At 43.3% G+C, this 22,469-nt stretch carries 26 protein-coding genes; 20 read left to right on the top strand and 6 right to left on the bottom strand.

The window, feature by feature from the left end; translation table 11 throughout:
• The first annotated feature begins 4 nt into the window (after positions 1-4).
• The 4 genes from ACOOEY_RS00780 to ACOOEY_RS00765 all read left to right on the top strand — a co-directional run bounded on the left by ACOOEY_RS00780 (position 5) and on the right by ACOOEY_RS00765 (position 2,575).
• A complete protein-coding gene (locus ACOOEY_RS00780) occupies positions 5-844 on the top strand; it encodes a universal stress protein (RefSeq protein WP_420386757.1) in 840 nt (279 codons plus the stop codon).
• A complete protein-coding gene (locus ACOOEY_RS00775; protein ID WP_420386756.1) occupies positions 841-1,671 on the top strand; it encodes a universal stress protein in 831 nt (276 codons plus the stop codon). The genes ACOOEY_RS00780 and ACOOEY_RS00775 overlap by 4 nt, the downstream gene beginning before the upstream one ends.
• Positions 1,668-2,060: a hypothetical protein gene (locus tag ACOOEY_RS00770; RefSeq protein ID WP_420386755.1), complete on the top strand. Its 393-nt coding sequence runs from the start codon at positions 1,668-1,670 to the stop codon at positions 2,058-2,060. Before ACOOEY_RS00775 ends, ACOOEY_RS00770 begins: the two co-directional genes overlap by 4 nt.
• 101 nt (positions 2,061-2,161) lie before the next feature.
• Positions 2,162-2,575 (top strand): hypothetical protein, encoded by a 414-nt coding sequence (locus ACOOEY_RS00765; protein ID WP_420386754.1) that lies wholly within the window; start codon positions 2,162-2,164, stop codon positions 2,573-2,575.
• Here the strand turns inward: ACOOEY_RS00765 and ACOOEY_RS00760 are convergent.
• The gene (locus tag ACOOEY_RS00760; RefSeq protein WP_420386753.1) at positions 2,572-3,018 is read right to left on the bottom strand and encodes an Hsp20/alpha crystallin family protein; all 447 of its coding nucleotides are present in this window, start codon (positions 3,016-3,018) and stop codon (positions 2,572-2,574) included. The two genes, ACOOEY_RS00765 and ACOOEY_RS00760, sit on opposite strands and share 4 nt — an antisense overlap.
• A gap of 7 nt (positions 3,019-3,025) precedes the next feature.
• Positions 3,026-3,673, bottom strand: coding sequence for a hypothetical protein (locus ACOOEY_RS00755; protein WP_420386752.1), 648 nt, complete (start codon positions 3,671-3,673; stop codon positions 3,026-3,028).
• A 203-nt stretch (positions 3,674-3,876) separates the two neighbouring features.
• Here ACOOEY_RS00755 and ACOOEY_RS00750 point away from each other — a divergent pair, with 203 nt between their 5' ends.
• The 4 genes from ACOOEY_RS00750 (at position 3,877) to ACOOEY_RS00735 (ending at position 7,682) form a co-directional block, all read left to right on the top strand.
• Positions 3,877-5,754 carry a CBS domain-containing protein gene (locus tag ACOOEY_RS00750; protein WP_420386751.1) on the top strand — a complete coding sequence of 626 codons (1,878 nt, stop codon included), beginning with the start codon at positions 3,877-3,879 and terminating at the stop codon, positions 5,752-5,754.
• Between the two features lie 6 nt (positions 5,755-5,760).
• On the top strand, positions 5,761-6,975 hold the full coding sequence (locus tag ACOOEY_RS00745; RefSeq protein ID WP_420386750.1) for a succinylglutamate desuccinylase/aspartoacylase family protein: 1,215 nt from the start codon (positions 5,761-5,763) through the stop codon (positions 6,973-6,975).
• A 62-nt stretch (positions 6,976-7,037) separates the two neighbouring features.
• Positions 7,038-7,436: a hypothetical protein gene (locus ACOOEY_RS00740; RefSeq protein ID WP_420386749.1), complete on the top strand. Its 399-nt coding sequence runs from the start codon at positions 7,038-7,040 to the stop codon at positions 7,434-7,436.
• Positions 7,437-7,469: 33 nt separating this feature from the next.
• Positions 7,470-7,682 (top strand): hypothetical protein, encoded by a 213-nt coding sequence (locus tag ACOOEY_RS00735; protein WP_420386748.1) that lies wholly within the window; start codon positions 7,470-7,472, stop codon positions 7,680-7,682.
• A gap of 21 nt (positions 7,683-7,703) precedes the next feature.
• Here the strand turns inward: ACOOEY_RS00735 and ACOOEY_RS00730 are convergent, their stop codons facing one another.
• The 4 genes from ACOOEY_RS00730 to ACOOEY_RS00715 all read right to left on the bottom strand — a co-directional run bounded on the left by ACOOEY_RS00730 (position 7,704) and on the right by ACOOEY_RS00715 (position 11,494).
• Complete coding sequence (locus tag ACOOEY_RS00730; protein ID WP_420386747.1) at positions 7,704-8,396, bottom strand: ABC transporter ATP-binding protein; 693 nt, start codon at positions 8,394-8,396, stop codon at positions 7,704-7,706.
• The gene (locus tag ACOOEY_RS00725; protein ID WP_420386746.1) at positions 8,393-9,652 is read right to left on the bottom strand and encodes an ABC transporter permease; all 1,260 of its coding nucleotides are present in this window, start codon (positions 9,650-9,652) and stop codon (positions 8,393-8,395) included. Before ACOOEY_RS00725 ends, ACOOEY_RS00730 begins: the two co-directional genes overlap by 4 nt.
• Positions 9,649-10,782: an efflux RND transporter periplasmic adaptor subunit gene (locus tag ACOOEY_RS00720; protein ID WP_420386745.1), complete on the bottom strand. Its 1,134-nt coding sequence runs from the start codon at positions 10,780-10,782 to the stop codon at positions 9,649-9,651. Before ACOOEY_RS00720 ends, ACOOEY_RS00725 begins: the two co-directional genes overlap by 4 nt.
• 268 nt (positions 10,783-11,050) lie before the next feature.
• On the bottom strand, positions 11,051-11,494 hold the full coding sequence (locus ACOOEY_RS00715; protein WP_420386744.1) for an Hsp20/alpha crystallin family protein: 444 nt from the start codon (positions 11,492-11,494) through the stop codon (positions 11,051-11,053).
• A 272-nt stretch (positions 11,495-11,766) separates the two neighbouring features.
• Here ACOOEY_RS00715 and ACOOEY_RS00710 point away from each other — a divergent pair, with 272 nt between their 5' ends.
• The 12 genes from ACOOEY_RS00710 to ACOOEY_RS00655 all read left to right on the top strand — a co-directional run bounded on the left by ACOOEY_RS00710 (position 11,767) and on the right by ACOOEY_RS00655 (position 22,411).
• Positions 11,767-13,440 carry a Na/Pi cotransporter family protein gene (locus ACOOEY_RS00710; RefSeq protein ID WP_420386743.1) on the top strand — a complete coding sequence of 558 codons (1,674 nt, stop codon included), beginning with the start codon at positions 11,767-11,769 and terminating at the stop codon, positions 13,438-13,440.
• 143 nt (positions 13,441-13,583) lie between these two features.
• The gene (locus ACOOEY_RS00705; protein WP_420386742.1) at positions 13,584-14,123 is read left to right on the top strand and encodes a DUF4136 domain-containing protein; all 540 of its coding nucleotides are present in this window, start codon (positions 13,584-13,586) and stop codon (positions 14,121-14,123) included.
• A gap of 2 nt (positions 14,124-14,125) precedes the next feature.
• Positions 14,126-14,533, top strand: coding sequence for a Crp/Fnr family transcriptional regulator (locus ACOOEY_RS00700; RefSeq protein WP_420386741.1), 408 nt, complete (start codon positions 14,126-14,128; stop codon positions 14,531-14,533).
• Positions 14,534-14,635: 102 nt separating this feature from the next.
• Positions 14,636-16,039, top strand: a complete 1,404-nt coding sequence (locus ACOOEY_RS00695) for a PAS domain-containing sensor histidine kinase (RefSeq protein ID WP_420386740.1) — start codon at positions 14,636-14,638, stop codon at positions 16,037-16,039.
• Complete coding sequence (locus tag ACOOEY_RS00690) at positions 16,036-16,686, top strand: response regulator (protein WP_420386739.1); 651 nt, start codon at positions 16,036-16,038, stop codon at positions 16,684-16,686. Before ACOOEY_RS00695 ends, ACOOEY_RS00690 begins: the two co-directional genes overlap by 4 nt.
• A gap of 129 nt (positions 16,687-16,815) precedes the next feature.
• Positions 16,816-17,505, top strand: coding sequence for a Crp/Fnr family transcriptional regulator (locus tag ACOOEY_RS00685; protein ID WP_420386738.1), 690 nt, complete (start codon positions 16,816-16,818; stop codon positions 17,503-17,505).
• Positions 17,506-17,537: 32 nt separating this feature from the next.
• Entirely contained in the window at positions 17,538-17,963 is a 426-nt protein-coding gene (locus ACOOEY_RS00680) for a pyridoxamine 5'-phosphate oxidase family protein (RefSeq protein ID WP_420386737.1), read from the top strand.
• Positions 17,964-18,526: 563 nt separating this feature from the next.
• Positions 18,527-19,411 (top strand): sugar phosphate isomerase/epimerase family protein, encoded by an 885-nt coding sequence (locus ACOOEY_RS00675; protein ID WP_420386736.1) that lies wholly within the window; start codon positions 18,527-18,529, stop codon positions 19,409-19,411.
• A gap of 64 nt (positions 19,412-19,475) precedes the next feature.
• Entirely contained in the window at positions 19,476-20,351 is an 876-nt protein-coding gene (locus tag ACOOEY_RS00670) for a helix-turn-helix domain-containing protein (protein WP_420386735.1), read from the top strand.
• Positions 20,352-20,439: 88 nt separating this feature from the next.
• Positions 20,440-21,012: a sugar O-acetyltransferase gene (locus ACOOEY_RS00665; RefSeq protein WP_420386734.1), complete on the top strand. Its 573-nt coding sequence runs from the start codon at positions 20,440-20,442 to the stop codon at positions 21,010-21,012.
• Between the two features lie 4 nt (positions 21,013-21,016).
• Positions 21,017-21,505, top strand: coding sequence for a cupin domain-containing protein (locus tag ACOOEY_RS00660; RefSeq protein ID WP_420386733.1), 489 nt, complete (start codon positions 21,017-21,019; stop codon positions 21,503-21,505).
• A 51-nt stretch (positions 21,506-21,556) separates the two neighbouring features.
• Positions 21,557-22,411, top strand: a complete 855-nt coding sequence (locus ACOOEY_RS00655; protein ID WP_420386732.1) for an aldo/keto reductase — start codon at positions 21,557-21,559, stop codon at positions 22,409-22,411.
• Positions 22,412-22,469 lie beyond the last annotated feature (58 nt).

Below are 22,469 nucleotides of genomic sequence, written 5' to 3'. Positions count from 1 at the left end.
CCCTATGAAACTGAAAAATATCCTTGTTCCACTGGACTTCTCCCGGTGTTCAGATAATGCCCTTTCATATGCCATTGAACTGGCACAAAAATGCAATGGCAGGCTTACCTTGTTGCATTGTTACAGCCTCCAGATGCCGGCAGCTGAGATGACCGTTGATATTCATCCGGAACTGGTTAAAGAGTATCAGCAAACTGCTGAGAGAAATTTTAGCCATTTGAAACAAACGACACCGGCTTTAGAGAAGGTGGCTTATGATGAGATCATTGAAATCAGCTTTGTCAGAGATGGTATTCTTGAAATGGCCGCCAAGACAGAGGCAGATCTTATTGTAATGGGCACCAAAGGAGCGGATAACCGGCTGGATGATTTCTTTGGCACCAATACTTATCACACCGTCAGGAAAGCGAAGGTGCCTGTATTGGCCATTCCTGAAGAAGTTCGTTTCAAACCATATAAGAAGATTCTGTTTGCTTCAGACTTTAAGCATGTGGAAGACATGAATCAGTTAGAGGTGGTCAGAATACTGGCCACCTACTATCATGCTGAAGTACAGATTCTGCACGTAGGAGAGGGCTGGGGTGAGCTCAATGAACACAAGAATAAAGAAACGGCTGCGATTGTCAGCTATTTCGGTACAATGGAGCATTCTTATCACTTTGTTGAGGAAAAAACAGAAGTAGGTCGGGCTATTGAGCGTCACCTGAAAGAACATGAGAATGAGTTGCTGGTACTCATTGCCAGAAAGCACTATTTTCCCGGATCACTTTTCAGAAAAGGGCTGACCAGGGAAATCGTTTTACACAAGGAATTACCCATTTTGGCTTTACCTGAATTGCTATGAAAATCAGTAAGATACTCGTACCGGTAGATTTTTCAACAAGCTCTGACCGGGCCATTCAGGTGGCCCTGCTCTTGGCCGGAAAATCAAATGCAGAACTCACTATACTGCACATCAATGGCCTGCCAGCTGGTGGCGATGCCATGTTTTTTGTCAATGCAGAGATGCTGGATAAGATAGAGCAGGAGGCCAGGGAAGACTTTAATGAACTGCTTGATAGAATTCCTTCCCTGAAAAAACATCCTCATGAGTTTATTCAGAAAACCGGACAACCTGTTGATCAGATCAGGGAATATATTCACTCAGCCCAACCCGATTTGGTCCTTATGGGCTCCAAAGGTAAGAGTAAGGCCTCAGGTATTCTGTTTGGTAGTGTGGCCTCCGGTTTAATTAACCATTCAGATAAGCCACTATTACTGATTCCCGAAAGTGCGGCTGCTGTTACTTTACGGCACATGCTGTTGGCTACCGACTTTGACAATGATAGTCATCTGGTATCAATAAAGTTTCTCTCAGGCCTGGCTCAGGCTTTCAATGCCAGGATAGATATTCTTCATGTGGTGAAAGATGAAGGCCCTGCCGATGTTTCCTTTAGTCCGGAAATAGTGATGAACTGGGCCGATGCTATGAAAGGAATTAAGCACGAGTACCACTTCATTAACCACGACAATGTGCAAAAAGGGATTACCCATTTTGCCTATGAAAATAAAGTAGACTTACTGGTGGTTTTAGGCAGATCCTATCCATTTGTTGAAAGGTTATTTCATCGAAGCCTTTCCAGAAAACTTATGTATCATTCTGGTTTACCACTATTAATTCTTCCATCATGACCAAGCTGAAAACCAATCCGGAGTTCTATAAGAGTCTGGCCCATCTGTTTTATGCCCTGGTCCTGGCCGACAGGCATGTGGAAATGGTAGAGAAGCTCGCTGTACATGGGCTAATCAGAAAGGAATGGTCTCAGGAGTCAGAGGGCTTAGACATTGAGGAAATCTTCTACAGTACCTTAAAGAAGCTTTTTCAGGGTACTTATGAAAAGGAAGATGCCTTCTCCGTTTTCAAGAACTTCTTTTTGAAGAACCAAAGTGGATTTTCCATGGAAGTGAAGAGACATATCATGGATTCGGCCAATAAGATTGTCAGTTCTTTTTCGGGGATCAATAAGTCTGAGAGCATTATGATCAGCCGGCTGTATTTCTTAATGAACCTGAGTGATTAGCGCAGAGAAGCATTACGAATAATGACCAACAGCCTCCAAAATTCTATCTGGTTTGGCAGATCGCATTGAAATTTTATAATAGAGAAACCAACACATAAACTATGGAAAGAGTAACAGGCATCTGGCTGGATTTCGACAAAGCCTATATCTATCATTTACAAAACGGGGAAAATGAATTCCTTAAAGTCGACTCAGGCGTTGAACATCATAACCCAAAAGGAGGGTCGGGTAACTCTGTACCCTACGGTCCGCAGGAAGCTATTTCAGAAAAGCACTACTTAGAGAGAAGGAAACACCAGACAAAAGACTATTACGCAGATATTCACACCCGCCTTGGAGATAGCAGTGAAGTAGTGATCATGGGGCCTGCTGAGGCCAAATTGGGTCTGCATAGGTACCTCGAGTCCATCAATCATGCAAAATTCAAATTGCATGCTGCGCTTACTATGGACAGTATGACAGAAAATCAGGTCAAAGCTGCAATCAGAGACTTTTACCAGAGTTCCGGAGATTAAGATATGGCAATGCTTCTTTTAGGGGCAATCTTCTTGTTAAAAGGTAATGAAATCTTGAGCAACCCATTCTCAAACTCAGATTCAATTAATTCATGGTCAGTTGAGTTATCGAGTTGAAAGCTGCGGCTTACAGAAGTGGGTATTTTAGTCAAGGCTGTGACACTGCTGGCAGGCAAAGACTTTTGAGCTGATACATTCAGCACATTGCCCTGCCGTACAACACTGATTTCTGATTTGGCAAACCCGGGCAGTGCCAGTTCCAGATCATATCCCTTCTCTGTTTGCTTGATATTGGAAGGAATATCATGGGTCATCCAGTTGCTATCAAATGCTGATCGACCGAGAAAGTGATCTCTGTCAACAAGGTGCCCATAGGTGTCTCCGATTCTATGAAACGGGCTGCACTTGATTCTTCTCCATCTTGAATTATGATCCCTTTGCATGACTTCTTTATTTAGATATTGTACTCTGTTCTAAATCTTCAATCCTTTTTTCCAGGGAATGGACATCATGAGCATTAGCCAGATGCAGGCGATCGATTACCTTATCCTGTGCCTTTCTCATCAAGGGTTTAACATCATGAACAATGGCTTCAGAACGGGATTCAAGCTCCTGAATGAAGTGCTTTCCTTTAGCACTGATTTCATTCATTTGATTGAAAAGCTCCTTGCCCTTTGTTTCAGCCTTCTCCTTAATCGCATTCATTTCATCAACAAAGTCATGCAGTATGTCCTGCACCTGAGCTTTAGTCATTTCAGTTTTTTGCGAGATTTTATCAGCCAGTTCTTCTATTCTTTCAGCCAGGTTTTCTTTGGCATGTTTAGGCTTGTCCAAAATAGACTTTAGTACTTCGGCTACTTCTTCTTTGGCCAGTTTAGTTTTCTCAGAGAACCTTTCTATGAAGGACTCAACCTCAGCAGTGGCTTTGTTCCTGGAGTTGGAGATGCGCTCTTTAAGAGAATCTACCATCTCTTTTCCTTCATCCCGGTTTACCTGATGATTAGTAACTATTTTCTCCAACCATTCTTCCGTTTTGTCTTTTGTAGCTACCATGGAGCCTAGTCCAACGTAAGCTAATTCCAGTAATAGATTTTTCATGATTTCCCGGTGTTATCTAACAAAGTTAGTCATGGTCTCACCCTTGCCCGATGATGGAGGTCAACCACTGAAATGATTCACATCATGCAGCCTTGTCAGGGAGCAGAGTAGCGTGTTCATGTGATTAACCTCATAGGGGCCGTTGATATTCGTCATTGGTTATGAGGGGTTTAAGGGGTTAATTGAGGTATAGAGCAAGCGAGATGGGACAGGCAAAAGTATCTTCTTTATATGACAAACCGGATGAGGCAGTTTCATTCCTGAATGAATTGATTGAGGATGTAGGGAAACTGGAATATCTCATTGAAAACAATAAGATAGAGTCTGACATTCAGCGGATAGGTGCGGAGCAGGAATTCTGCTTTGTTGATCAATATTACAGACCCTCTCCGGTTATAATGGATGTGCTGAATGAAGTTGATGATGCTCATTTTACAGTTGAACATGCCCGCTTCAATGGAGAAATCAATCTCGATCCTTATGAACTGAAAGCCGGTTGCTTCAAGGCATTTGAGCGGGAACTTAAGCACCGCACCACTACTTTGAGAAAGGCAGCTGCTCTAAGCGACTCAGACATTATTCTGACCGGCATACTGCCAACAATAGGCCGCAACGATTTAAAGGACAACAACCTGACCCCCAAGGAAAGGTTTATGGCCCTTTCGAGCCTGAGGAATATCATAAGAGGAGAGCCCTACGAGTTTAGAATTGAAGGAGTCGATCAATTCATAGACCGGTACAATACCTCCATGTTTGAAGCCTGCAATACCAGTTTTCAGGTTCACCTGCAGTTGAGTGCAGAAGAGATAGTAGATGCTTATAACTGGTCACAGGCCATTGCCGGGCCTGTTCTTTCGTGTTGTACCAATTCACCTATTCTGTTTGGTAAGAGGCTGTGGAGAGAGACGCGTATTGCACTTTTTCAGCAGTCTGTAGATACCCGTAGCAGCTATAATACTTTTACTGAAAGAATTCCAAGGGTGAGCTTTGGAACGCGGTGGATCGAAGACTCAATTGCTGAGGTTTTCAAAGAAGACATTGTCAGACATGCCGTGCTTCTGGGAGGACTTCCGGCCACAGGCACGGAAGAGTTGCCCGATGCACCCAAACTTAGAGCCCTTTCAATTCATAATGGTACGATCTACCGATGGAATCGTCCCTGCTATGGACTGACCCATGGCAAGCCTCATTTACGCATTGAATGCCGATATCTTCCTGCGGGTCCTACCATGGTAGATGAAGTGGCCAATAGCGTTTTCTGGGTGGGGCTGATGAAGGGGCTTCCTGAAAAATATAAGGACATATCATCCAAAATGGATTTTGACGATGCCAGGTCCAACTTTATCAAGGCAGCACGCATGGGGCTTGGTGCCCAGTTCAAGTGGATGAACGGCCAAAGAATTCCATCCAAACAGCTGATACTGAATGAGCTCTTGCCCATTGCCAGGGAAGGGCTGGATAAAGCAAAAATACCCGGAAAGGAGTATGAGCCTTATCTCGACATAATTCAGAAAAGGGTAGAGTCTGAAAGAACCGGGTCTCAATGGTTGAGAGATGCCTTTTCCACTTTTAAGAAGGATAGCACCACCCAGGATGCTTTGCTGCAATCAACAGCCGGGTTGATTCGCTGGGAGAAACAGAATATACCCGTGCATCTATGGGATAAGGCAGCAGGCTGCGAAGTAACCGACCCTGAAATAAGATATCATTGGGTAGACCAGATTATGTCGGAAGATCTGGTGATTGCCCATTTAAATGATCCCGTCAATTTTCTTTCCAGCATCATGGACTGGAAGGGTATTCACCACATACTGGTAGTGGATGGCAAAGGGCGGCTAATTGGCCTTATTTCCAAAGGCCTGATCGATTCGCTTCCCCGGGAGCAACAAGCGAATCAGTTATTGGCGAAAGACATTATGGTCAAAGAGCCAGTTTATGTAACCACTGAAACTGAAATCGGAGAGGCCAGGCATCTCATGACTGAAAGGAATATCGGAAGCCTTCCCGTTGTCGATGGAGAAAAGATAGTGGGCATTATCACCAAGAGTGATATGAATAGATTAACAGTTGACCTTAAATAGAAGATCATGAGTTTGACTATGCTAAAAGAAAAGGAAACTGATTTCGATCAGCTACTGGAAAATAGGGTTCTGGGTGAGTATTCCACGGGAAAGCCCGGACCAACTTTGATTTGCTTCTGCAGCATTCATGGAAATGAACCCTCAGGAATGCTGGCTTTCAGGAATGTGCTGGGCATCTTAAGGAAAGAGAAGATAGCCATCAAGGGCAGAGTGGTAGGCTTAGCAGGCAATATGGCTGCTCTGAGAAAGCATCAGCGCTTTATTGATGTAGATATGAACCGTATCTGGAGTTCTGACCGAATGAAGGATATTCAAAATGGAACAGCAGAAGTAGTGACCTCCGAAGATCAGGAGCAAATGGAGCTGCTGACTGAATTGAAAAGTATTGTAAAGCAGGCAACCGGTGAGCTTTTCTTTATCGATTTGCACACCACCTCGTCTGAAAGTCAACCCTATATTTCAATCAATGATACGCTGAGAAACAGGAGAGTGGCTTTGAAGTATCCGTTGCCCATTGTACTGGGACTGGAAGAGTATCTGGAAGGAACCATTTTAAGCTACATCAATGAGCTGGGTCATATCGCCCTGGGATTTGAGGCAGGACAGCACGATGCCCCGGCTTCAGTGACCAACCATGAGGCCATTATCTGGCTAAGTCTTCTCAATAGCGGCTGCCTGAACTTTAATGCTTCAAAAGAACTGATTGAGCGCAAATACGGGGTGCTTTCCAAAACCATAATAGATGGTAAGAAAGTCTTTGAACTGCGCCACAGGCATTGGGTAGAGCCTGAAGATAAGTTTAAGATGGAACCCGGCTATGTCAATTTTCAACCCATTGACAAGAACGAATTGCTGGCCATTGATAAAGGTGGTCAGATCAGGTCAGGAGAAAAGGGGAGAATATTTATGCCGCTTTATCAGTCTCAGGGTAATGATGGATTCTTTATCGTCAGGGCGGTCAAATGGTTCTGGCTTAAAGTGTCTGCCATGCTCAGGATTACCAGGTTTCACCGACTGTTGCATCTATTGCCCGGAGTAGGCAAGTATAACCGAATGAATCATAGCCTGATTGTTAATACCAAATGGGCCCGGTGGTATGTAATTGACTTCTTTCACCTGATGGGATTCCGAAGAAAGCAGGTAATGGGTAAGCGCATTGTTTTCATTAAGAGAGCGTATGATGTGAGAAAGCCTCAGAACCATCTCTCTTTACCAGACTGATTGGGTGAATGACCCGAAGTGATAAAGCATGAAATTCAAATTGAATATTTAAAGAAAGAGAGATGAGAAAGACAGAACATGGCCAGATGCATCAAGATCATGTCTTATGTAGCTCTGATATTGAAATGTGGCATCAGGATGTCAGCATTTGGAAACAGGAACTGGAAGCTTTGAAAAATGCCATGGTGGCAATTGAGCTGTCCATTGAGAATCATGAGCAGTCTATTGAGGCACACTCATTAACCATTGCTGAGCATAAGAGGGTATTGTTAAAGCATGATCTTGATCTGGCATTAATCAAGCCGGGAAGTGAGACAGATATTGAACTTGCCGAAGTTCATGAAGAGGAAATGAAAAAGCATCACGTTCAAAGAGACGCTCATGAGCGTTTAAAAAGGTATCACCATCAGACCATGGTGCTCGTCAGGAGCCTGAAGAAGGCACTGGAAAATTCATTTTAACTTTATACCTGACCACCAATTGATTAAATGCCTATGGAAGAGCGTGAGAAAATCATAAACCGGATCAATGAACTGGTTTTGGATATTGAAACCAATTACCCTGAATTATACCCATTTCTGGATGAGAACCCTTTAACCCTTGCCTATAAAAAGGATGAGGAGATGACTGTGGAGGTGTTAAGGTCCTACCTGGAAACTACAGAACAATGGCTAAAGAGGTACAAGGACAGTCACCAAAGCGAATAGCCTAATAGCAGAGATGTGGTGTTAAGTCTCCGGGTTCATCCGACCATCTGACATTTCAATAATTCTATCCGTTTTTCTGGCAAAGTCCATGTCATGCGTCACCACCAGTAGCGACATGTGCCTTTCAACACTCAGGTTTTTCAATATATCGAATACATTCTCTGAGTTTTTGCTATCCAGGTTGCCGGTAGGTTCATCACCCATAATAATGGTAGGCTCATTAATTAGGGCCCTGGCTATGGCCGTTCTCTGTTTTTCTCCGCCTGAAATACGATTGGCCAGTTTATGCGCCAAATGCCCGATGCCCAATAACTCCAGCTTGTTCATCGCATCTTCTTTGATCTGATGTAGTGATTTTCTCGCCAGTTTTTTGGCCGGAAGCATCACGTTTTCCAGTACTGTGAATTCCGGAAGCAGGTAGTGAAACTGAAAAACGAAACCAATATGCTCATTTCGAATGGCGGAAAGCTCTTTGTTAGACTTTCCCGAAATGAGGTCTCCGTCTAAGATCAGTTCTCCCTCATAGTTGGTATCCATGGTCGACAGCACATAGAGGAGGGTAGACTTGCCACAGCCCGATTTGCCAATAATGGAAACGAACTCACCTTTTTCAATGCCAAAGCTAATGTCTTTGAGGACATGAAAACGGACGGGATCAGTGAAATACTTGTTGATGTTCCTGGCTTCCAGTATGTAGTTAGGTTGATGATTCATTGTCCTCTGATTATGTCGACAGGATCAATTTTCTGCGCCTTAGAGGCTGGTAAATACCCGGCAAAGAAGGTAGACACCAGGGCAAACACAATGCCTATGATATAGAACAAAGGGTCGTTATTGACCGGGAATGTCTTTATGGTGGGTAGCGCTTCCGTTTCGAAGGGAATATGCGAAATTCCAACGGAGAGAAAATGACCAATTAAAAGACCAAGCCCACCACCAATACAGCCAATTAACAGGGCCTGGCTGATAAAGATTAACTTTACATCAGACCCTGAAAAGCCGGTCGCCTTAAGAATGGCAATGTCATTCATCTTCTCATAAATCATCATGTTCAGGATATTGTAAATACCGAAGCCCGCTACAATCAGCAGGGTAATACTTACGGCATAAGTGATGAGGTTTCTGATTTGCGTTCCGGTTTCAAACTGTGCATTGGCGGTTTTGATATCTACAGCCGCCAGGTCAAACTGTCTGCTGATTTGACCGGCCATGACACCCGCTTTTTCCATATCGTAAAGCTTTACATTGATGTCCGATATATAATTCTTCCCTTCACCAAGAATGCGTTGTGCTGTATTCAGATTCACATAGCTTTGAATATTATCTATCTCAGCCAGTCCGCTTTGATAGAGCCCTACAATTTTAAGGGGGAATAGCTCACCCTTGATTGAGGTCAGCTGAACCCTGTCTCCAACTTTAAGGGATAGCTTTTGGGCCACTCCGGCTCCGATAATAATTCCGTTCTGATTAGTGGCCAATGCCTCTGGTTCCCCTTCAACGATATAATCATCGAGATTAAAGAGTCTCACTTCTTCCATTACATCAACCCCATTCAGCATACCATTGAGTTGAATAGATCCTGCCAGATAGAATACCTGCGCCTGTACTTGTGGAATAGCTCCCAGTACTTCGTCATCAGCCTGAAGATGGTTGATCAGTGCCAGTGCATTATGAATCCTTACCTGACTTTGTTTGGGTTTAATGGAGTGAATCAGATTGAAACCATTGGCAAACTGATCGGCCATATCAACTGGTTGCGTCTCACTGGGCTCTATCTCATTGTAAATGTGTATGTGAGGAGTACGATCCAGAATCAAACCATCCAGCAGACCATTCAGGCCAGTCATAAAGCTGGAAAGGGTGATGAAAGTACCAATGCCGAAGGTAACCCCAAGGGCAGCTACTGACGACTGCTTGATACGGGAAAGCAGGTGTGTCTTCGATATACCTAATATCACTCTCCAGTTCATTGTTTCGGTAGATAGAGGTAAGTAGTTGTATCTATTCCACTGAGGATTTCTACATTTTCCAGATCCATAAGCCCTGTCCTGACTTTCATGAAGCCATTTTCTGTTCTTACCTGTCCATCGCTGCTGAGATAATCTCTGGGAATAACAAGGGCCTGTAACTTGCTGCTGATTACGATATTGGCTTCTCCGGAAAGTCCTGAAAAAAGCCTCTCAGGGGAAGGTGAGAAAATGGCCTCGACCTGAAAAGTCTGTGTAGCCTGATTCTTTTGCGGGTAAATCTTGCTCACCCTGGCCTGAAAGGTCTGAGAGGGGTAGGCGTCTAGTGCTACAATCACAAGCTGCTCTAAATCGACTTTGGCAATATCCACCTCATCTACGGACAGCTGGATTACAAATTCATTGGACTTTCCAATCATAGCCAGCGGTTCCTGAGAGTTGATGATCTCTCCGGGTTCTTTCAACAGGGAATAGACCTTACCATCGATGAGACTTTCAATCAGGTGTTCCTCATTGGTGTTCAGGGCTGCCTGGTAGTTATTTTTGGCTACGCGCAGTTGTGTTTCTAAATCCTCAATGGTACGCTTGTATCGGTTTTGCAGTATAGCCAGATTGGATCGAGAGGTTTTGAAAGCCAACTCCTTTGCCTCATAAGTATTCCGGGTACCTATATTCTGAGACCACAGATTTTTTTGTTTAATAAAGTTGATGGAATCATTTTCCAGTTTTAGAGAAGCAATCTCAATTTCATCTTTCAGCTCATTCAAAACATTGGAGCCTCCTTCATAGGATTCCTGCGCCATTTTCAGTTGGAGTCTTGCATTTTCCAGATTGAGTTCAGGGTTTGAGTTGAGAATTTTGAGCAGTACATCACCCTTTTTTACGGAATCTCCCTCTTCTACAAAAACCTGATCTACAATTCCGCTAACCGCTGAATGGACCTTATATGCTGATTCAGGCTCTATGATCACCGAAGCATATACCGATTCGGTAATTGTCATGACTTTAGGCTTAATGGGCACTTCATCAGAAGAGCAGGCAGACAGTGCTAACAGAAAAGGAGCCAGGAGATAGTAAGGCTTTGTCGACAGAAGTCTTTTCAGGTGCATCGAAAAAATAGCAGAGTACCACATACTTTTTTCTTTAGAGTCTGAAGTACGTGAAAAAAGTTCACCTTTAGCCGCTTGGAAATCATGTAGAAAGATGACTCATGTCATATTGAACTGCCGCTTCCATAAGTTCAAACAGGCTAAAGAAGATGTATTTGAATCATTGGTTAATTGTCTGATTAGTAATAAGGTATACCAGAGTTGCCTGGTGTAAAAAATTGACCAACTCCCCGTGTGCATTTATATGAGAGCCGCACAGGAAGTTGGTCAGTCAAGCTTTAATGATCAGGTTTTAACCTACCTTAATTTCCTTTTTAGCCATATCTTTTTTGGCTTCTTCTTTTTTAGGCAGTGTCAATACGAGAACACCATTTTCATACTTCGCTGCAATATTTTCCTGATTGACAGATTCAGGAAGCATGAAGGACCGCGAAAAAGAACTGTAGTTGAATTCCTTGCGGGTATAACCTTCTCCCTTGTCTTCCGATTCCTGTTCTTTCTCTGAGCTAATGCATAAAGCACCATGTTCAATATTGATCTGGAAATCTTCTTTGCTCATTCCCGGAACGGCAAGGTCAATGATGTATTCATTTTCATTTTCCTTCACATTGGCAGCAGGCACTTTGTTCATCCATCCATTTCCGGGTCTTGGAAAGTCCATGTTAAAGAAGTTGTCATCATCCATCAACCAGGGGATTTCTGGAAATAACCTCGAGCTTTTTACTAACTGTGTCATGATATCACCTCCTAAGTTTATTTGTACTGATTTTCATATAAAGTTCTACAATGAACCAAAGGAGTGAAATGACGAGGGTCAAAGGCCCTGATGATTTTGATCAATCGTCTGTCGCCCATTGCTTTACCGAATCTGTAGGCCGCCAGGCGCCACTCCATGATGGCCATCAGACTAAACAATGACCAGCGTCATTTGAATTGGGCTTAAGCCTTTGTTCATTTGATAAATTAATTGGGGTTGGGGGCTTAACATGCCCTGACTCTGGTTTACCGATGACTGAGAGTGTTGATATATGGAAGCTTGCAGCCGGCTTAGGACTTTTTCTATTCGGGATGTCCCAATTGGAAACAGGTGTCAAGGAACTGGCAGGCCGCGGCTTTAAAATTTTCATCAAAAAGCATACAAAGAATAAGCTCAAAGCCATTTTCGGGGGTACCGTAATTACGGCCATTCTGCAGAGCAGCTCAGTTGTTTCATTGATGCTGTTGGCATTTGTTGGGGCAGGGGTGATTAGAATGAAGAGCGCCCTGGGAGTCATTATCGGCTCTAACCTTGGAACTACGTTTACCGGCTGGCTGGTAACTACCCTCGGCTTTAAAATGGACATACAGAACTTTGTTATGCCCTTTATAGCCATAGGGGCAGTCTTAACGGTTCTGTTTCCCAAGAAGAAAACCATCTTTAATTCAGGTCTCTTGGTGCTCGGTATGGCCTTCCTTTTTCTGGGGCTCGATTTAATGAAGGAGAGTGTACTGGAATTGGCAGAAAGCTTTGATGTCAGCCGGTTTACCGATTACCCGCCAGTTGTTTTCCTTTTAGTGGGCTTTGTGTTCACTGCTATCATCCAGTCCAGCTCCGCTTCTATGGTAATTACGCTAAGTGCCCTGCATGCCGGCATCATCGGCTTTGACTCGGGTGTAGCCATGGTTATCGGTTCAGATCTCGGCACTACTATAACCGTTTTACTGGGAAGCATTGCCGGAACCGCAGCTAAAAAGCGGGTGGCCATGGGGCACTTCCTCTTTAACCTGGTGACCGACATTATTGCCTTTGCCTTTATGAAGTGGTTCATACTTCTGGTGACGGATGTTTTTGGAGTAAATGACCCATTGTTTGGGCTGGTAATACTACATAGCTCTTTCAATATCCTGGGTATTCTGATCTTCCTTCCGTTCATCGATAATTTTGCAGGCTTCCTGGAGAAACGGTTTAAACGGGAAGATGATATGGCGAGTAAGTTCATCCATCAGACCACCGTTGAATTACCGGAAGCTGCTCTGGAATCCCTGAAGAAGGAGGTGAATCACCTCATTGTACTGGTAGTGGGGCTCTACAGGTCTATGTTAATCTCAGGCAATAATCATGACCAGCCTTTAAGTGCAGTGGCGCTTAGGAGAAAGTCGGTATTACCATTTAAGGATCAGTATAACCGAATCAAACGCCTGCAAGGGGAAATGGTGAATTTCTATAGTGATCTGCAAAAGCAGGAGCTTTCAGAGCAAGAGTCCTCATTACTGAGCCTGTTGATGTCTGCTACAGGTAATTGTCTCTTTGCAGCGAAGGGAATCAAGGATATTGAGTCAGACATGGATACTTTCAGGAGATCGAGTCGCTCTGCTATGAATATGCTGTACAACCACCTCTCATCGTCAGGAAAGACCATGGTAGACCGGTTCGATGAGTTATTAAAGTCGGGGCATGAGCATACCTACTTTGAAGAATTAGGAGATCAGCTGATTTTGATTCAAAGAAACTATAATGCCCTTTTGTCTATGGTCTATGACAGGTCTAACCGCAAGCATTTGGAGGAAGTAGATATTGCCACAGCCCTGAATGTGAACAGAGAGTTGTATGCCTCCAACAAAGCCATCATTATGGCCTTAAAAGATTACCTGCTTAATCGGGAACAAGCCATTGAGTTTGAGAGCCTTCCGGCCTACAGGTAATACAATCCACACGGATAACCCGGTTTTGGCTATTAGTTCATGAGTTGATATAAGTCAACTTACGTATTGATTGTAGTCATCGGAAGCCGCCCGGGGCAGGGCTAAATTTGTTTTAACAATTCGAAAACAAAACCCATAGTAAGATGAAAAAGCTAGTACTGTTACTCGTTACTTTAGCCCTGATTACCGGCTGTTCAGATAAACTGTATGTTTCATCAGATTATGACAAAGGGTCTGATTTTTCGAAATATAAAACCTACAGCTGGGCCGATGATATGGAAAAGCCAGGCAATCAGGCACCCATGTTCGACAATGAACTTAACCGTAAGAGAGTTAAGGAAGCCATAGAAGCAGAGTTGAGGCTTAAAGGATTCACAGCTACTCAAACCAACCCGGACTTGATGGTCGACTTTCACATCAGTATCAATGAATCCATGGAGTATTATGTCCATGACTACTATCCGCCACGGTACAGTTACTGGAGCCGGGGCGACTTAAGAACCTACACCGTACAGAAAGGTGCCCTGATTATCCACTTTGTAGACAGTGATACCCAGCAATTGGTTTGGCAGGGTGTTGGAAGTAAGCATTTACCTCAGACCGTTACTGACGATGCAGAACGAATGATCAATGAGGCGGTTAAGGCCATTTTAGCGAATTATCCACCCAGCACCTCCAGGTAACCATGGAAACCCAACAACAGCAGATCAGGGAAGACTGTTATGGAATTCCCTGCTCCGGTCAGAACAAGCTGCTGACCAAACGCTTTGGTAAGCTGTATCGCGAAGGGCAAAAGATGAAGTATGCCTACATACTGCTCAATGGGGCAGTTACTTTGATCGGAAGAAACGATGAGGGGAAAAGAGTAGTGCTTCACGAAGCCAAAGCCGGAGAGATATTGGGAGTTCAGGCCTTGCAGAATGAGGGTAGGTCTACCCACTCGGCTTTTATCAGAAAATCATCAAGGTTTATGGCAATTCAACTTACAGGTTTGGCCACTCAAATGGAGAATATTCCCGGTTTCCGTAATGCCTTAACCAATCAATTAATTAATCATATCGATGTCTTAGAGAATCTTATCAGCTGTTCGTAGCTAATTTTCTGTAGTTGCCTCATTTCTAATAATTTGGCAGGGCTTTTTTCTGCTTAGTGGTACGAAATTGCTAAATTCACTACACTTTTTAATCTCGCTAAGGTGCAGCAATTTTTAGAAGAGGGCTATTTATTCGATATCATCTATCGGAATTCTGTAGAAGGTATTTTGGTAACAGATGCCAAAGGAACCATTGTACATTGTAACCCCAGCTGCGAACAAATCTTTGGCTATTTAAAGGATGAAATTGTTGGACAATCGGTAGAGATACTAATTCCGGAAGATCAGAGGGAGAAACACCTGGCGCACAGGTCTGCCTACATCAGTAATCCGCAATCCAGACAAATGGGCCTGAATCTTGAACTAATGGGGCTGACTAAGAAGGGTGGGCTGGTGCCTTTGGAAATAAGCCTGAGTCATGCAGATTCCAGGAAAGGCCTGATTATCATCTGCTTTATCATTGACGTTTCCAAAAGGAGAGCACTTCAGAGTGAGCTCGAAAAGGAGAAGGCCATGATCAGGCAATATATGAATGTGACTACCTCTTTATTTCTGGTCATTAACAGGGAAGAGAAAATTGTACTCGCCAATAATGCGTTGGGAGACTTACTCGGTCTTAGCGTTCAGGAATTAAAGGGGCGCAACTGGTTCGATGAATTTCTGCCTAAGGCTGAGAAAGAAAACATGAGGCAAATGTTCAAAGATCTCTTCGAAAAAGGTGTTCTGGTATCCGATACCTTTGAAAATGAGATCGTTTGCCACAATGGTCGGAAATGCCTGATAGAGTGGCATAATACACTTTTGAAGAATGATGCCGGACAGTATGAAGCTACATTAAGCAGCGGAATTGATATAACAGAACGAAGAGCACTGGAAAAGGCAAGAACTGAGGCACTTCTCTTAGGGCAGGAAAACGAAAGGCAGAGAATAGCGCGAGAACTTCATGATGGTTTGGGACAGTCAATATCGGCCATCAACCTAAATCTCAATGCCTTTGAACCGGAGCTTCAGAAGTTCAATAATAAGGTACAGAGTATTTACTCCAACCTTAAAAACAACCTTAACGAAACCATGGAAGAGATCAGGACGATCTCCCATAACCTGACCCCCAGAATACTGGAAGACTTTGGCTTAGGGAAAGCCCTGGAAAACATCATTGAGTCTTTAGGTCAACCCGATGGTGTAATATTCAATCTGAGCTTACATGGTAATTTGGTTAATTTGGATAAAGGGTTTGCTCTGGCTGTTTACAGGATTGTTCAGGAGTTGGTCAACAACGCACTCAAACATGCCGATCCGACTGAAATAAACATCCATGTAGTCAGGTCAAAGGAAGAGTTAAACCTTTTAGTTGAAGACAATGGCAAAGGCTTTTTGCATTCTCAGCAATCGATGGGGCTTGGTCTCAGTAATGTAAAGTCAAGGGTAGACATACTCAAAGGTACTTTACACATAGATTCGAATGATAAAAGTGGAACCAGCGTATCAATATGCATACCACTATGAAAAAGCACCGAATACTCTTAGTAGACGATCATGCCTTAGTTCGAGAAGGTATTAAGAACTCTCTGGATACCCAGCAGCATATGGAAGTGGTAGGAGAGGCCAGAGATGGAAATGAAGCACTCCAAAGATTGGCTCAGGAAGAGGTAGATGTGGTGGTAATGGATGTAAGTATGCCATTAATGGGAGGTGCTGAAACCACTAAAAGAATAATTGAGAAGTACCCCCAGGTTAACGTACTTGTGCTCAGTATGTACAATGAGGAAGCCAGAATCAGGGAAATGTTAAATGCCGGTGCTCTAGGTTATATTCTAAAAAGTACTTCCATGCAGGAGCTGGTAGAAGCCATTGAGCTCGTCTCTAAGGGAGAGTCGTATTTTACCCAGGAAGTCTCGGCCAAGATTATGAATCAGCTCATAAAAGGTAGGAGCGATGGGCAGGCCACAGCCATGAGCAAACTTACTACCCGCGAAGTAGAAATTCTTAAGCTTATCTCCGAAGAATTTACTAATCATGAAATAGCAGATAAACTGTTTATCAGTCCAAGAACAGTAGATACTCACAGAAGAAATCTCATTCAGAAGCTTCAGGCAAAAAACACAGCCGGGCTGGTTCGCTTTGCTATTAAAAACAAGATTGCAGAGGTCTGATTCTCAGCCTTAAACTAATGGTTTTGAGTATGCTTTCTAAGTATTTTTCTTAGTTGGAAAATACGCCTTTAACGTCTGTTTTGGTGTTGATATGTGCGCTAACTTGTAGTAAACAAAACACCTGAAGCCATGAACACGCTGCGAACAAACCCGGGCCGGACAGAGATCGATACCGAGACCTATCCTTCCTTTTTAAAGCTGTCACCTGCCGATACTGTATCGGAGGAATTCGATGAAGACTTCTATGTAAAGGGGCAGACTGTTTTTTCAGAAGGTAATACGCCTCATGGCTTGTACTTTGTGAAATCTGGTCGCGTCAAAGTTTTCCGTTTTGGTGGAGATGGAAAGGAGCAGATACTTACCATTGCGAGTGGCGGAAAATTTCTTGGCTATAAAGATTTACTGGCAAAACGCAGGTATTCTACAAGTGCCATGGCTTTGGAAGATAGTGTCTTACTCTTCATTCCAAAGCAGGATTTCTTCAGGATTTTCAATTCCAGTGAGGGTTCAGGTTTTTTTATCAACCTGCTGTGTAAAGACCTGGTAGAGGCAGAAAGAAAGATGGTTTCACTGGCCTATACGCCTGTGAGAGGGCGTCTGGCCGAAGGCTTATTAGAGCTCAAGGAAGCTTATCAGGACCATGAGCATAAAATAGAATTGAGCAGAGAAGACCTGGCCAACTTCATTGGTACAGCCAAAGAAACAGTGATAAGGCTGTTGTCAGAATTTAAGTCTGAACACCTGATTAATATTCAGGGTAAATACATAGAGGTCATTAATCCTGGCGGATTAGACCGGCTGAATAACCTTTATAATTAGAAATCATGTTGGGCTCACTAAACGAGCTGCAGATGGATTTACTCCTGCGGTCTCAATTAATCGGAAGATTAGGCTGTAGTAATGAGGGAACAACCTATGTAGTTCCTGTTTCCTATGTTTATGACGGACAATATATCTATGGCTATACACTGGAAGGCAAAAAGATGAGTATACTGAAGACTAATCCCTCCGTCTGCTTTCAGGTAGACAGTATAGCTGATTTGGCCAATTGGCAATCGGTGATCGTACAAGGCCATTTTGAAGAACTTAAAGGTCAGGATAAAGAAGAAGCACTTCAGCTGCTTGCCAATAGATTTATGCCACTTAAGACCGGACAGAGCAATTTGCCAAAGTACGGAATGGATAAGATTCACTCCAGGGTGAAGACCAATACCCACTTCATAACCTACAGAATTGCTGTTAAGGAAAAGTCCGGTCGGTTTGAGAAAGAAGAATAGGCCCGGGTGAGTCAAAAGTCATTGAGAGCAATGACAAAGGTCATCGGCAGGGAGCCAGATCAATAGTACCTTTAGTGTATCAGGTAAGAGATAAAGGGCTAGGGTCTGAAGGAGGAAAGTTGGAAATTTAGATTGTATAGTGATCTATTGGGAAAACAGACCTTCGCCAGAATCAGAGTCAGGGAGGCCACTCTTGATGAGTAGTCACCAGGCGAAGCCGTAATAACTGTAGCTTGAGGCTCTTTGACTCCACGGAGTTGAAAAGTTCATGGGTGTATTCCTCAGCAGAGGTAGCACCCATTATTGTTTAATACCAGTAGTATGTGATATTCTGTTTATTGGAATCCTTATGAGTTCAATAAGGCATTCGTTTTTTGTGTGTTGGTTAACACTGGGTTTCCTGAGGAGACTCCGAAAGGGCAATCAGAAATGGTTGCCTCTTTCATTGGTTCAAACCAGAACTATTATGCACATTTCATTACAGTGCAGTACGCAAAAGCCTCACGTTTCTTTTATTTTAGATTGACTAATAGTGAACCAACTACATTTAAAACTATTCAACTATGATTTTTAAAAAGGTATTGAAAACACCAGCGGTGCTTACGGCAGTTATGCTGTTGTTCGTGGCAAATATTCAGCTAAGTGCTCAGAATAAATCAGGAGGACTGGCCCTCTACACCATTCGTGAGGCCATGAATGAGAATCCTAAGGAAACACTTCAAAAGGTAGCTGAGGCAGGTTATGCCTACGTTGAAGATGCCGGCTACAGAGATGGTAAATTCTATGGCATGGAGCCAGCAGAATTCAAAGCATACCTGAACAGTCTCGGCTTAAAACCTATGAGTACTCACCAAAGAGCTTCGTCATTGGAAGATGCCGAAAAGGCCATTGCCGATGTAAAGGCAGCAGGATTTCAATATTATGTGGTTCCGTCTCCGCCATGGGGCTTCTTTGAAAGGAACAGAGAGACAGGGACCACTAAATTAGGAGGGAAGCAGAAGGAGTTTGTTGAATTTCTAAATGCCTTAGGTAAAAAGTGCAAGGAAGCAGGCCTGAAGCTACTGTATCATAATCATGACTTTGAATATAAACCGAGTGAGGAAGGAGTGGTGCTCATAGATTACCTCCTTGAAAATACGGATCCTGAATACGTCAACTTTCAGATGGACCTTTACTGGGTAACCAGGGCAAAGGCCAATCCACTGGAATACTTTCAAAAATATCCGGGACGCTTTAAAGCCTGGCATGTAAAGGATATGGACAGCGAGGAACGTTTTGCTCCCGTAGGACAGGGAACCATAGATTTCGCAAGTATCCTCAAGCAGCAAAAGAAATCAGGTATGGAGCATTATTTTGTGGAACAAGACAGAACCTTTGACGACCTGCAACCTTTAGAGGCCATTAAGATCAGTAAGGAAGGTCTAAAGAAGTATGGGTTTAAAGAATAGAGTAGGGAAACTCATTTAATATGCAGGGCGTTCATTGGTTTGAAATTCTTAATTTTAACAGAAGATGATTACGAAAGAACGCTCTGTTTCTGCTTACAATAATGAGCTCAGGTTGAAAGGCTTTAATGTGTTTCAGATTGAAGCTGATGACACCTCTGTCAAAACCTACAGTAGAAAGGACTTCTATAAGATCTGCCTGACCAGTGGCAGGAGCATGATTCATTATGCCGATCGCAGTTATGAGCATGAGGGAACAGTTTTGTTCTTCGGTAATCCGCATATCCCTTATTCCTGGGAGACCATCTCCACATCCTATACAGGGTATACCGTTCTGTTTTCTGAAGAGTTTCTAAAACTGTCTGACCGTTCTGACCTTCTTCAGCAGCTTCCCTTTTTTAAGATTGGAGGTACGCCCATCCTGGATATCAATGAAGAGCAAAGACAGTCGCTTAACCAGTTGTTTATTAAAATGATTGAAGAGCAACAGTCTGATTATCAGATGAAGGATGAAGTGATTCGCAACTATATCCATCTGATTCTTCATGAGGCCATGAAGCTGCAACCATCAGTAAGTATGGATAACAAGAAGAATGCTGCCTCAAGGTTGACTTCGGTTTTCCTGGAGTTGCTTGAGCGTCAGTTTCCTATTGAATCGGCCGAAAAACCATTAAGCATGACTTCTGCTCAGGATTATGCCAATGGCTTAGCAGTTCATGTCAACTACCTGAACCGGGCGGTGAAAGAAGTCACAGGCAGATCAACCACATCTCATATTACGGAGCGGATTCTGAATGAAGCCAAAGCATTGCTTCAACACACTGATTGGAATATTAGTGAAATAGCCTTTGCCCTTGGTTTTGACTATCCTTCTTACTTCAATAACTTCTTTAAAAAACAAACAGGGATGACTCCCAAAGCGCTTCGGACCGTAGAGGTTTGAAATTTATAATTACTGGTTTGATTATCATTAACCCTTGAGCCTTAGGAGTATTTACCTTTGTTTAAGTATTAAACAAAAACAGTCGGGTATGAGCTACAACAGGCATGAGATATTCCAGCGGCTTTTAAAAGGAGAGTCCATTCCAATGGCTGATCCTGATTATTCGGAAATCAGAAAGGTGGTTGAAAGAACCCGTAAGATTAACCAGAAGCTGAACCAGGCAGAAGACCCAGAGGCTATCCGGATGATTCTGGAAGAGCTGATTGCCGGAGAGGTTGATGAGTCCACCACATTATTCACTCCTTTTCACACCAATATTGGTATCAATATTTCACTGGGGAAAAGAGTGTTTATTAATCATGCCTGTAGTTTTCTGGATTTGGGAGGTATTACCATTGAAGATGATGTCATGGTTGGTCCAAGGGTCAATATCAGCTCTGAGAATCACCCGGTCGATATCCCAACAAGAAAGACAATGGTTCCGGGTCAGGTGATCATTAAAAGGAACGCTTGGATAGGCGCTGGAGCTACTATTTTACCCGGAGTTACCGTAGGGGAGAACTCAGTTGTGGCTGCCGGAGCAGTAGTCAACAAAGACGTTCCGGACAACACAGTAGTGGGAGGTGTTCCGGCCAGGATTTTAAAAGAACTAAAACCATAGACTTATGAAAATGAGATATATCAAAATATTAATCGCATTGTTGAGTATTGGGCTGTTCTCCTGTGCTTCACAGGAGGGAGAAAAGGAATCAACAGGTTCGGCTACAGAAGAGATTGACTTTATTTTTCCAAAAGGTCGTCAAGGTTCTTCTGAAACATTTACCGGTACTGCATTCAATTATCCTTTGGTCATGGATACAGCACTCACCACAATGGTGGGTAATGTTTATTTCGAGCCGGGCGCCAGGAGTAACTGGCATTCTCATCCTGCAGGGCAGATTCTCATCATTACCGATGGTGAGGGATTTCATCAGATAGAAGGGGAGCCTAAGCAATTGCTTAAAAAAGGAGATGTGGCTGTTTGCCCTCCGAATAAAAAGCACTGGCATGGTGCCAGCCCTGATACCGGGATGCAACAGATTTACATGCTTCCCAATACAGAAAAGGGCATTGTTACCTGGATGGAAGCGGTAACTGATGCTCAGTACAACTAGTTTTAGCCAATCTGCTAAGACACGTAATTGATAACAATTAAAATTAGAATAATGATTTTACAGGAAAAGTATGTCCTTTCGAATGGGGTAGAAATCCCCAAATTAGGACTTGGAACATGGTTTATTAGTGATGATACTGTGGCTGATGTAGTAAAAGAAGCTGTCAAAATTGGCTATCGACATATTGATACAGCTCAGGCTTATCAGAATGAAAGAGGTGTTGGAGAAGGTGTTAGAAATGCTGCCGTAAGCAGAGAAGAACTCTTTGTAACTACCAAGCTGGCGGCAGAGATCAAGACTTATGAAGAAGCCGTGAAATCCATTGATGAATCGCTTGAAAGAATGGGGCTGGACTATCTTGATCTTATGATCATTCACAGTCCCAAGCCATGGCAGGAATATCAGGCAGAAGACCGTTATTTCGAAGGAAATAAGGCCGCCTGGAAAGCTCTGGAGGAAGCTTATCAGGCAGGAAAACTCAAGGCCATTGGTGTCTCCAATTTCGAAAAAGAAGACCTGGAGAACATTATGGAGTCATGTACGGAGCCCCCTATGGTTAATCAGGTGTTGGCACATATCAGCAATACACCAACTGATCTCATTGAATTTTGCGAGCAGCATCAGATTCTCGTAGAGGCCTATTCTCCCATAGGTCATGGAGAACTAATGAAAGACAAAGCGGTGCAGGATATAGCAGCGAAGTACAGTGTTTCAGTTCCTCAATTAGGTATTCGTTATGACATACAACTGGGCTTGTTGCCTTTACCGAAAACAGCCAATCCAGACCATATGAAAACCAATGCTGCACTCGATTTTGAGATCTCTGATGAAGATATGAATACGCTCAAATCGATGGATAGAATTGATTATGGTGAGGCCAGTATGTTTCCGGTCTTTGCTGGTTAAAAAGGATTAAATTGATAACTCACAACTACCTTCTTACATAGCAGGAGGTAGTTGTGTT

Origin of the sequence: Roseivirga sp., from assembly GCF_965216855.1 — a bacterium.
Classification (GTDB): domain Bacteria; phylum Bacteroidota; class Bacteroidia; order Cytophagales; family Cyclobacteriaceae; genus Roseivirga.
Note: the sequence above shows the minus strand (reverse complement) of the source record. Positions and strands in the feature narration are given on the sequence as shown.